Below are 11,000 nucleotides of genomic sequence, written 5' to 3' on the forward strand. Positions count from 1 at the left end.
ATCAGCGTGTCAGTTAATGCTTGTGTGTGCCAGCAACATCTGGCAATTAATACAGTAAAAGCAAATGACTAAATCTCCCAATCAAGATATTCTCTCCCCGTCGCCTATCCGCAAGCGTCTATGGTTGCTGGTGTTGAGTCGGGGTAGCATTGCTTTGGGCGGACTTTTGCTGTTAGGAGTTATTGTCGGTATTTGTCGGTTGTGGACTTTTGTCCAAACAGAGTTAACACCCTTAGCACAAGAAAGTCTCACTACTACACTCAACCGTCCGGTAAAACTGGGAAAAGTCACACAATTTTCGTTGACGGGAGTGCAATTTGCAGCTTCAGCTATCCCAGCCACATCCACAGATCCAGATCGGGCTACGGTTGAAACTGTGGAGGTGGGTTTTGACCTGTTACAACTAATTTTTAACCGCCAGTTAAAGCTAGATGTTACCTTAGTCAACCCAGATATTTACATTGAACAGGATAACCAGGGGCGCTGGGTTTCCACTAAAATAGCGCCGTCGCGTGAAGGCGCCGCTATTAAAACCGATTTGGACAAATTGTGGTTTCGCAATGCCAAGCTGGCCTTGATGCCGCAGAAGAGGGCAGGGGGAGCAGGGGAAGAAGCAAGGGAGCTCTTAGCTGGGAGCAGGGGAGAAGAGTTTTCCCCTCTGCCCCCCTCACCCCGCACCTCTGCCTCTTTTCCCTTATCTCCCGTAACATTTTCTCAAATCAACGGTTCAGCCCAACTTTTAGCAAATAATCAGTTGATCAGGTTTGATGTGGGGGGGCAAGCAGACAGTGGTGGCAGTATTTCTATTCAGGGAGAGACGCGTTCCAGGGTGCTAGCAGGGAACTTTCAAGTGCGATCGCAAGACTTGTTGGCTGAGGATATTACTCGGTTAATTAAGTTACCAGTGAACTTACAGGCGGGTCGAGCCAATGGCGACTTGTTAGTTAAGTTAACACCAGGACAACGGACTTTATTGTATGGCAGCGCTGCTGTGCAAGGCGTAACAGTTCAAATACCCAAAGTCCCGCAACTGTTGAGCGATAGCCAAGGAAATCTCCGCTTCCAGGGAACGGAATTGCAGTTAGATAATGTTACTACCAACTACGGCAAAATTCCGGTAGTGGCTACGGGAATCATTGACACTCAAGCAGGCTTTAAGTTGGCAGGGCGGGTAAATGCGGTGAGTTTGGCGAATGCTCAGGAAACTCTCAAGGTAAAACTACCTGTGCCGATCGCTGGACAAGTACAAGCTGATTTGCAGATTACCGGATCAACTAAAGAGCCAATTATCTCAGGCACAGTTAGCACTATTCAAACTGCTCGGATTGACAAAGTTGATTTTAATAGCATCAGTAGTAAGTTTGAGCTTGCGACTAGTTCCTCTTTAATTACCCTGAAAGATATTCAAGGTAAAGCCAAAGTTGGTGGTGATATCACGGGCGCTGGCACAATTCAACTCGGTAAAAACCCTCAACTGGATATAAATTTTGCTGCCAAGAATGTTCCAGGGGATGCGATCGCAAAAGTTTATGAAATAACACCCACTTTCCAAATCGGCAATGTCTCAGGTACAGCCCAACTAACAGGCGCTCCCACCAATGTCCAAACTGCGGTACAATATCAGGCTCCTAACGGAACTTACCCCGGAACTGGTGAAGTTGCGTTCTCCTCTGGAGTTGCCGCAGGCATCGCTCCAAATCGCAACGTCTCTTTCCGCAATGTGGCTCTGAATGTAAGTGGTGGTACAGTCCGGGCAACTGGTAGTTATGCCAATGAGCGTTGGCAAGCTGTGGCTGTTGCCTCTGGGGTAAAATTGGAACCCTTTGTAGACAAAAGTCAACTGCAAAATGTCTCTTTGGCGGAAGCACAGTTTAATGGTCGTCTCATCCTTTCAGGCAGCACAGCACCATTTAAAATTGCCACGATTCGCACTGATGGTGGAGGAGTTCAAATAGGTGGCGGCATAGTTGCAGTTTCTAATATTCAACTGCAAGACCAAAGCTTTTCTGCTCAACTTGTAGCTAATGGTGTGCGGTTGGGACAAATATTGAAACAGTCTCCCCCAGCTTTAAATAATCCTTTGGCGGGTACGTTCCAAATCGCAGGCAACAGAGATAATTTCAGCCTGAAAACCCTACGTGGCAGTGGCGAGGCTCGGCTTGCTATTGGCGGTGGTACGGTTACAGCCTCTAATATCCAACTTGCCAATGGTGTATATCAGGCGCAAATTCAAGCAAATAATGTACCTGTGCGGCAGTTGGCATCAGTACCAAAGCAGTTCCAAGGAGCGTTAACTGGTCAGTTCAACGTCGCGGGTTCTGTTGATTCTTTTAAACTCCAAACTATTCAAGCCAACGGTCAAGCGCAGGTAAATGTTGCGCGTGGGACTATTACAGCCTCTAATATCCAACTTGCCAATGGTGTATATCAGGCGCAAGTTCAAGCAAATAATGTTCCTGTGCAGCAGTTGGCAGCAGTACCACCGCAGTTCCAGGGAGCCTTAACTGGTCAAGCAAACGTGGCGGGTTCTGTTGAGTCCTTCCAACCGCAAACTATCCAAGCCAGTGGTCAAGGACGGCTGGATGTTGCAGGTGGAACTATTACAGCCTCTAATATTAAGCTTAGTAATGGTTTATACCAAGCGCAGGTTCAAGCAAATAATCTACCGTTGCAGCAGTTAGCAGCAGTACCACCGCAGTTGGGAGGGACGTTAACTGGTCAAGCAAACGTAGCGGGTTCTGTTGAGTCCTTTCAACCGCAAACTATCCAAGCCAGTGGTCAAGGAAGGCTAGATGTTGCAGGTGGAATGATCGCAGCTTCTAATATCCAAGTGGCTAATGGTCGCTATCAAGCTGTAGTTAATGCTTCTGGTGTGGAATTAAATCGGTTAAATCAGCAATTGCGGGGTCAGTTTGGCGGTCAGTTGCAATTAGCTGGCACGCTAGGATCATCCAAATTAGCTGATGTGCGTGCTGCTGGACAGGTGCAATTATCCCAAGGTATCCCTGGTTTTGAGCAACCCCTGACGGCTGCGATCGCTTGGAGTGGTGAAAGGCTTACCATTGAGCGAGCAACTGCTCCCGGTTTAAGTGTGACTGGTAACATATTAGCCAATGCTAGAAAGGCAGGTATACCGGAAATTACTGCCCTAAATCTCAACGTCCAAGCGCAGAATTACAACTTAAAACAGTTACCGTTCAATCTTCCTAATCAGGTTGCTGTGGCGGGTAGAGTAGATTTTAATGGTCAAATAACTGGTAAGCTGCCCTTGCCAAATGTGGTAGGGCAAATTAATTTACGAGACTTGGTTGTTCAAGATATAGCTTTTGAGCCGTTGTTAACTGGAAACATCGATTCAGCGCAGGGACGCGGGTTGAATTTGAACTTGGCGGGTAATAGCGATCGCCTGGCCTTTAATTTAGATGCCAATAATCGCCTAAAATCATTCTTAGTAAAATGGCAGCAAGCATCAGCTACAGGCAATGTGCAAGGGAATGATTGGGCGCTCAAAGTTGCAAATTTCCCCTTACAAATATTGAATTTGACTCCGCCACCAGTTACTCGCCTGACTGGTAAGATAACTGGGTTATTAACAGCGGATTTGCTATTTAATCAGCAGACATTGGCAGCAACGGGGAATTTAGCGATCGCTAATCCGCAAATTGGCCGCGTTAAAGGCGATCGAATAGCTGCTCAATTCCGCTATGGTAACGGTAAAGGCACACTCACTAGTAGCGAATTTGTCAAAGGCAAAAGTAGCTACGCCCTTGTCGGTACTTTTGCTCAAAGCCCTAAAGGCCCTCAACTACAAGGTAAATTGAACGTCAACCAGGGAGAGATCCAAGATGTTCTAACTGTAGCGCAGGTATTTGATTTACAAAACTTGCCAGGTGGTTCAGCAGAAATCTACGGCACAGCAGCGGATCTAACCACCACCCCTCAAGGAGCGCCAAATCAACCTTTATTAACCCAAATCCAACGGTTTTCTGAAATTGAAGCTTTGGTAGCAGAACAGGAAGAACAGCGACTTAATTCCACTCCCATACCAGATTTGGCAGACTTAAAGGGGACTTTCAATGGGGAAGTGGCTGTAAATACTGCTACAGCCAATGGATTATCAGTGGATTTTAATTTGAATGGACAAAAATTTGCTTGGGGTAAAAAGGAAGAACTGAATCGTTTTTATACTGCCGACAAAGTGATTGCCGAAGGCAACTTTGAAAACGGTGTTTTGAGTTTACGACCTTTACGAATCGAGTCTGAAAACAGGCTGATTGCCTTCACGGGTAACGTTGGCGGTGATGAACAATCTGGACAGTTGCGGGTGAATAATTTTCCGGTACAACTATTGAATAATGTTGTCAAACTACCAGTTGGAATCACAGGTAATCTTAACGGTACAGCAGCTTTAGCAGGCAGCATTGCTAATCCCCAAGCTAGAGGGGAATTGCAAATCACACAAGGATTACTAAATCAGAACAAAATAGAGTCAGCGATCGCAAGTTTCAGCTATGCCAACGGACGCTTAAACTTTAGTAGTTCTGTAGCAGTTGCTGGCCCAAAACCTGTTGATATTACTGGTAGCATCCCTTATAAACTGCCTTTTGCTTCCGTCGCACCAGACAGCGATCAAATTAGTTTAGATATGAAGTTAGAAAACGAGGGATTGGCGCTGTTAAACGCATTGACTAATCAAGTGGTATTTGAAAAAGGTGGAGGAGAAGTAGACCTCAAAGTACGCGGAACATTGCAAAAACCCGAAGTAAATGGAATTGCTACTATCAATAATGCTACTTTTTCAGCCCAGGCTCTCCCAGGTAAGCTCAGACGTGTTACAGGTAGAGTGCTGTTTAATTTTGACACCATCTTAGTGGAAAATCTCCAGGGTAGATTTAGCCGTGGGAAGGTAGAAGCTGCTGGAGAAATTCCCATTTTTAACAATGACAATACTATCAACAATCCCCTGACCGTTAATCTCGATCAGCTAGCGTTGAATCTGAAGGGACTTTACCAGGGAGGTGCTAGCGGCAATTTGCAGATTACTGGTTCTGCCCTTAACCCAGTAATTGGTGGTAAAGTAAATTTATTTGATGGTCAGGTATTGCTGGCAGAATCTACCGGGACTGCTTCATCTGCAAATAGTGGTTTTGGGGTATCACCCACAAAAGCCAATAAGCAGAGTAAATCTGAAATTGAGAATGGGTCAGGAAATGCGATCGCTAGATTTAATAATTTAGATTTAGAACTCGGTAAAAACGTCCAAATTACCCGTCCCCCTATTCTCAGTTTCCGCGCAACTGGTAATCTCATAGTTAACGGCTCAATCAATCAGCCAATACCCGATGGCACTATCCGGTTAGAACAAGGTGGGGTGAATTTATTTACTACTCAATTTAACCTTGCTCGTGGCTATACACACACCGCAACTTTTAGTCCCTCTCAACCCCGCGACCCCAACTTAGATATTCGGCTATATGCCAAGGTACTAGACGTAACCCAAAGTAATGACTTCAGCCGGGTAAATACCACAGGTTTATCAGCATTAGAGAGTGTTCGAGTCGAAGCCAGTATCAACGGTCTAGCCAGCAAACTGAATGAAAATCTAGAACTAACAAGCAGTCCGTCACGTAGTCAAACCGAAATTGTGGCTCTTTTAGGAGGTGGGTTTGTAGACACCCAAGGACGAGGTGACAGTACTTTGGGTTTGATTAACATCGCAGGTTCGGCTGTGTTCAACAATTTTCAGTCAGCTTTTAACCAGATTGGGAGTAGCTTTGGCTTAAGTGAACTGCGGATATTTCCTACCGTTATTTCTGAGAATCCCGAAGCTGGAAGGAGCAGTTCAACTTTGGAATTAGCAGCAGAGGCTGGGGTTGATATTTCTTCTAAAATATCGGTTTCCAGCATCAAGATTTTGACAACAAATGACCCCTTCCAATGGGGTGTTAATTACCGGATAAACGATGAGTTTCGTGTGCGTGCTTCCACTAACTTAACCGATGATAGTCGTGCAGTAGTGGAGTATCAAACGCGGTTTTAAAGAAATCTCTTCAATTTTAAATTACGAATTACGAATTACGAATTACTTCCTGTTCCCTCTTTTCCTTGCTTATCAATAGCTTGTCGTACCTGTTTAACATCCAATTCTAATGCTTCGGCTATTTGCTCTATACTTAAACCAAACTTAAGCAGACGGGGTATAGTCTCCAACTTTGTTTCTTCTCGAACCTCCTCTTTTACTTCCTGCTTTGTTTCTTCCTTTACTTCTTGGTAAAATTTAGTTTGTCTCCAATCGGTTAATCCAAACATCGCTTCCAACTCCTGTTGAGTTTTGTTTACAAATTTATAGATAAGCATTCTCTCTACTAATTCTAAGAGATTGCTACGGTTAGCTTCATCCGTTTGCTGTACTTGATTTATCAAGTTTTTCGCTTGCTGTACGGCTTTATCTTCTGTTGCAACTACTAACTTAATCACACCTAGCCCAATCGAAGACGATGGTACATCATCTAACTCGTCTAAATAAATTATCCGAATTTGCTGTTGAGCTAATGATGTTTGATAAATGAATGGCACACCTGGGTCGAGACTGCGTTGAGCAAAAAGTAATATTGCTTGCCAACGACGTTGAGATTTATATTGATTTATATATAGGAAAGCTTCTGTGATTATTCGCCAATAAATATCATCATCGCGCTGAAACTGTACCTCAACAAAATAGATTGGGCTTTCTGGGAACTCAGCTTTTGGTAGGAATAAACCATCGATACGACGTGCTAATTATTTGATTTCTACCGAGGTAAATTCGTAGTGCAACGCTAAAGATTGAGATTGTTCTAAAAGTTCAAATAAGACACCTGGAAGAGTTTGGAATAAAGTGTAAAAAATCGTATCTGTTTTCATGCACTCTGGATATTTGAATATTTTCAGATTAACGGGAATTTAGGTAAATAGTATTAAATATTGCCAAATCATTTTAATATCTGGTAATTGTTAAATAACGGGACTTAAACAATTTTGAGGGAGAAACAAGCCTCAAATCCATGTAGGATAAGGGAAATACACTAAATGCTCAAAAATAGCCCAAACCCAGATATATCAAGAAACTAAGCAAAACGATGTCAAAATCTTTCTGTATATAGATTTGAGGCTATTTTTTGGATGTTTTTTGTCTAAGTCCCACTAGCGAAGATTAGTTAGTATATGAGGTTCAGGAATCGCAACACAGCCCTGGGCTGCTATAAAATCTACTCACTCTGTCTAGGTTTCAGACTTTTTATTACGTCGGACTCAGGTTAAATTAAGGAAATATAGCAATCCTATTTGAGATCCGAACAGGGTTCATACTGATGCAGTTTAGGAAAATCAAATTATTGGTGATTGGTAAAGAACTTAAGTTTGCTAGAAATGTACTATTAATTTGTATTTCATTTAGGATTGCTATATTACATTGTGATATTATCTCCCCCCTCTTGATTGATAACTAATCGCAAAATTGATAATCCTAAAATTATCAAAAATAGCACTAAACCAATTGTGCAAGCATAGCTGAGTTCTAAGTTACCAAAAGCTTGCTCATATAAATAATAAACAATTGTTTTCGAGCTACTGAGTGGGCCTCCTTGGGTCATAATGTATACTTCTTCAAACACTTTGGTGGCTGAAATAGCTGAAATTACCGCCACTAGTGCTAAATACGGCTTCATCAAAGGTATGGTAATATCCCAATGTTTGCTGATACCATCAGAGCCATCGATCGCAGCAGCTTCGTACACATCAGCAGGAATTGATTGCAACCCTGCTAAATAAATCACCATGTAGTAGCCTAGCCCCTTCCACACGGTGACAGCCATGACGCTGGCAAGAGAAATTGGTACAATACCAAAGATTTTTTCTGGGCTAGTAAGCCAAGGAATACCTTCTGAAAAAAGTCCCAAAGCTTTCAAAAACTGATTCAGTAATCCGTTTTCTGCATACAGCCACTTCCAAGCTATTCCCGCAACTACCATTGAAATTACCACTGGGGTGTAGTATGCCGATCTAAACCAATTCATCCCCCGCAGTTTCTGATTTACCAAAATTGCCAGCACTAGGGGAGCAATTACTAAAATTGGGACTACACCCACAAGATATAAAAAAGTATTTTCCAAGGTTTTCCAAAAAACTGCATCCTTCCAAAGCTTGAGGAAGTTGGCGAAACCTATCCATTGTGGCTGCTGGGCAATATCTTCGTAGCTGGTAAAGCTGAGGTAAAAGGCTTGCAGTGCAGGCCAAAAGACTGTTAACGCCAAAAGAACTAAAGCAGGTAGTAAAAATAAATAAGGGGTGAGTCGCTGTTTGATGAATATCCAATTTTTAGGTGTTAATTGATTCATATAAGGTCTAATAGTTGTTTTCGCTTTGTCAGCAAGAATTTGGGGATGTGAGTAGATTTAAGCTTCAATATTCTAAAGGCATATATTTGCACTCGCTAATTAATAACTCGGAGATAAACTACGATGGAAACTCAGCACAATCCGCCAATTGAACATCAAAATGTCCCCATAAACCACCGTGGACTACATGAATTTTTGTATAGTTCTGACGACGAACACACCGCCACTGAGGTGAGTATAACCCCTGAACTGGCAAACGATGGTACTAAAATCATTGACCTTGAGACTTGGAGTGCATCTGCTCAAAACGCTAAAATTGCAGGTGTTTATGCAGTATTAGACGCAGAACGCTGTACACAGTACATTGGCTATTCTCGGAATGTGTTGCTTTCTTTAAACGGTCATGTCAGTCAAAATGGTCAGCAAAAGTGTGCTTTTGTACGTGTGCAAGCCTTCAAGTTCCCCAAGCGTCAAGAAATGGAAGATTTGCGAGATGCGTGGATAGCAGAACTCGAAAGTACACCACCTGGTAATGCAACTGAAAGCGAAATGTGGGCTAGTACGGTAGGCGAAGCTGCAAAGGCGGTAATGTCAGAGGCGGAACGTCAAGCTTACGAGGAGAAAAAGCTAAAACTGCGGAAAGCAATGGCTGACACAACCCTCTCTAAAGAGTTAGAAACAATAGATGCGAGTATAGCCGAACGTCAGCGTCAACTTGAAGCTGCTGTGACAAATGATGACTGGAGTGTAATTATTGACGCACAGACACAGGAAACCAAGTCTTAGGATGAGTGTTCAGTCCTCTGATTATTTCCCCACTTGGATACCCCATCTTGTCAAAGGATGGGGCATCCAAGTGTTTAGATGAATGTTTTTGCTGGCTTGGCATAAACACTATGCAGCTTTAAAGAAAAACGAACCGCAAAGGACGCAAAGGACGCAAAGAAAGAAAGAAGTTAAAAGGGTTTGGCGCAGCCTCACAAAGAAATGGTATAAGGCATTTGTAAGGGTATATTTGGCGGACTTGTACAGAAGTAATAAAAGGGTGTCAAACTCTGGTCAGAAAAGTAATCGAGTTATAATGACACAGCAGAAATAGCACAAACTTGTAAACCAACAGGTGTGTGAATAATCACAGATTCCACACCAAATACTTGGGCGATCGCATTTGGTGTCAGAACTTTTTCAGGTGTACCAACTTCCCAAATATGACCCTGTTTTAATAATGCAATGCGGGAACTATACCGTGCTGCTAAATTCAGTTCATGTAAAACTGTGATAATAGTTAATCCCTGTTGCTGATTCAGTTCTTTAAGCAGTTCCAATAGTTGCAATTGATAGTTGATATCTAAAAAAGTTGTAGGTTCATCTAATAGTAAAATTTTTGGTTCTTGCGCTAGTGCTAAAGCTAAAAAAGCGCGTTGTCTTTCACCGCCTGAGAGTTGTTCGACTAAGCGATCGCTAAATTTTTCTAGCTGGGTCTTTTCAATTGCAGCTTCCACTTTGACCCAATCTTCGGCGTTTAATTCCCATTGCCACCAAGGTTGATGTGGCGTGCGTCCTAAGCTGACTAATTGTCGCACTGTTAAGCCAACGGGAACCGTTTGTTGTTGTGGTAATAATGCCAGTTTCTGTGCAACTAAATTTGGAGGTTGAGAATGAATTGCTTTGCCATCAAGTAGCACTGTTCCCTGTTGTGGGGAGAGAATACGACTCAGCAATTTGAGTAAAGTAGATTTACCTGAGCCATTAGCACCAACTAAACTCAACCACTCTCCTGTTTGCAGAGTGAGGTTAATGTTTTGAACAATTGGTACTAAGGTGTAACCGCCTGTGAGGTTTTGCAGTTCGAGTGGCATTTCAGAAATTCAAAAATGAGAAACTTAATTTTACAGGATTTGAGTGGATTATTTAGCATCCTTATACCCGGTTCAATTCAATTAGACATATTGATTAAGCCTAAAGCGTTGTAATTTTAGCGAGTATACCAAATTACTTCTAAGTCTTCAACGCTTAAAAGAATTAAAATATCAGCGATCGCTACTGCGTAAATTACTCAAATGAGAAAGCAAAGTGCCGTTTGTTTGCCCAAAACACTAAAATTGGTGCGTGATCTACCGAAATGAGAAAGCAATCAAGCATTTTGAGAAAGCAATATGCCTTTTTACTTGCCGAATCTACCGAAATGAGAAAGCAATATGCCTTTTTACTTGCTGAATCTACTGAAATGAGAAAGCAATATGCCTTTTTACTTGCTGAATCTACTGAAATGAGAAAGCAATCAGGCATTTTGAGAAAGCAATATGCCTTTTTGCTTGCTGAATCTACTGAAATGAGAAAGCAATCAAGCATTTTGAGAAAGCAATATGCCTTTTTGCTTACTGAATCTACCGATATGAGAAAGCAATTGGCATGAAACTGCCTCTACAACCTGTGAATGACAGTAATACAGCGTATTTCAGGTAAATGAAATACACGGGTAGGGGCACAACATGTTGCATTGGTGTCAACTTAAGAAGATTTTGCCCAAATTTGTTGAGTGTAAGCGTCAATCTCTCGATGACGCTTACGCCTGGTTTTGACTAATCCAAAGAGTTTTTGATGTTCTACAAGATAAGGAACAAC

5 protein-coding genes and 1 pseudogene are annotated in these 11,000 nt (G+C 42.5%); 3 read left to right on the forward strand and 3 right to left on the reverse strand.

Going from position 1 to position 11,000, the window contains the following annotated elements; all coding sequences use genetic code 11:
- Nucleotides 1–64: 64 nt before the first annotated feature.
- A complete protein-coding gene (locus LC653_RS20385; protein ID WP_229496581.1) occupies nt 65–6,040 on the forward strand; it encodes a translocation/assembly module TamB in 5,976 nt (1,991 codons plus the stop codon).
- Nucleotides 6,041–6,075: 35 nt separating this feature from the next.
- On the opposite strand, the pseudogene LC653_RS20390 reads toward LC653_RS20385, so the two are convergent.
- Nucleotides 6,076–6,903: pseudogene (locus LC653_RS20390) on the reverse strand (Rpn family recombination-promoting nuclease/putative transposase).
- Between the two features lie 542 nt (nt 6,904–7,445).
- Complete coding sequence (locus LC653_RS20395) at nt 7,446–8,375, reverse strand: carbohydrate ABC transporter permease (RefSeq protein WP_229496583.1); 930 nt, start codon at nt 8,373–8,375, stop codon at nt 7,446–7,448.
- A 123-nt stretch (nt 8,376–8,498) separates the two neighbouring features.
- On the opposite strand from LC653_RS20395, the gene LC653_RS20400 reads away from it, so the two are divergent.
- Nucleotides 8,499–9,161 (forward strand): GIY-YIG nuclease family protein, encoded by a 663-nt coding sequence (locus LC653_RS20400; RefSeq protein WP_229496585.1) that lies wholly within the window; start codon nt 8,499–8,501, stop codon nt 9,159–9,161.
- A gap of 290 nt (nt 9,162–9,451) precedes the next feature.
- Here LC653_RS20400 and LC653_RS20405 read toward each other — a convergent pair whose 3' ends face one another.
- A complete protein-coding gene (locus LC653_RS20405) occupies nt 9,452–10,234 on the reverse strand; it encodes an ABC transporter ATP-binding protein (protein ID WP_229496587.1) in 783 nt (260 codons plus the stop codon).
- Nucleotides 10,235–10,497: 263 nt separating this feature from the next.
- Here LC653_RS20405 and LC653_RS20410 point away from each other — a divergent pair, with 263 nt between their 5' ends.
- Entirely contained in the window at nt 10,498–10,791 is a 294-nt protein-coding gene (locus LC653_RS20410; protein WP_229496589.1) for a hypothetical protein, read from the forward strand.
- Nucleotides 10,792–11,000 lie beyond the last annotated feature (209 nt).

This window comes from Nostoc mirabile CHAB5784, from assembly GCF_020829645.1.
Taxonomy (GTDB): Bacteria; Cyanobacteriota; Cyanobacteriia; order Cyanobacteriales; family Nostocaceae; genus Nostoc; species Nostoc mirabile.

Bases quoted from the DNA above. Each gene is read 5' to 3' on its own strand.
- LC653_RS20385 (WP_229496581.1), top strand. From the start codon at position 65: ATGACTAAATCTCCCAATCAAGATATTCTCTCCCCGTCGCCTATCCGC.
- LC653_RS20395 (WP_229496583.1), bottom strand. From the start codon at position 8,375: ATGAATCAATTAACACCTAAAAATTGGATATTCATCAAACAGCGACTC.
- LC653_RS20400 (WP_229496585.1), top strand. From the start codon at position 8,499: ATGGAAACTCAGCACAATCCGCCAATTGAACATCAAAATGTCCCCATA.
- LC653_RS20405 (WP_229496587.1), bottom strand. From the start codon at position 10,234: ATGCCACTCGAACTGCAAAACCTCACAGGCGGTTACACCTTAGTACCA.
- LC653_RS20410 (WP_229496589.1), top strand. From the start codon at position 10,498: ATGAGAAAGCAATCAAGCATTTTGAGAAAGCAATATGCCTTTTTACTT.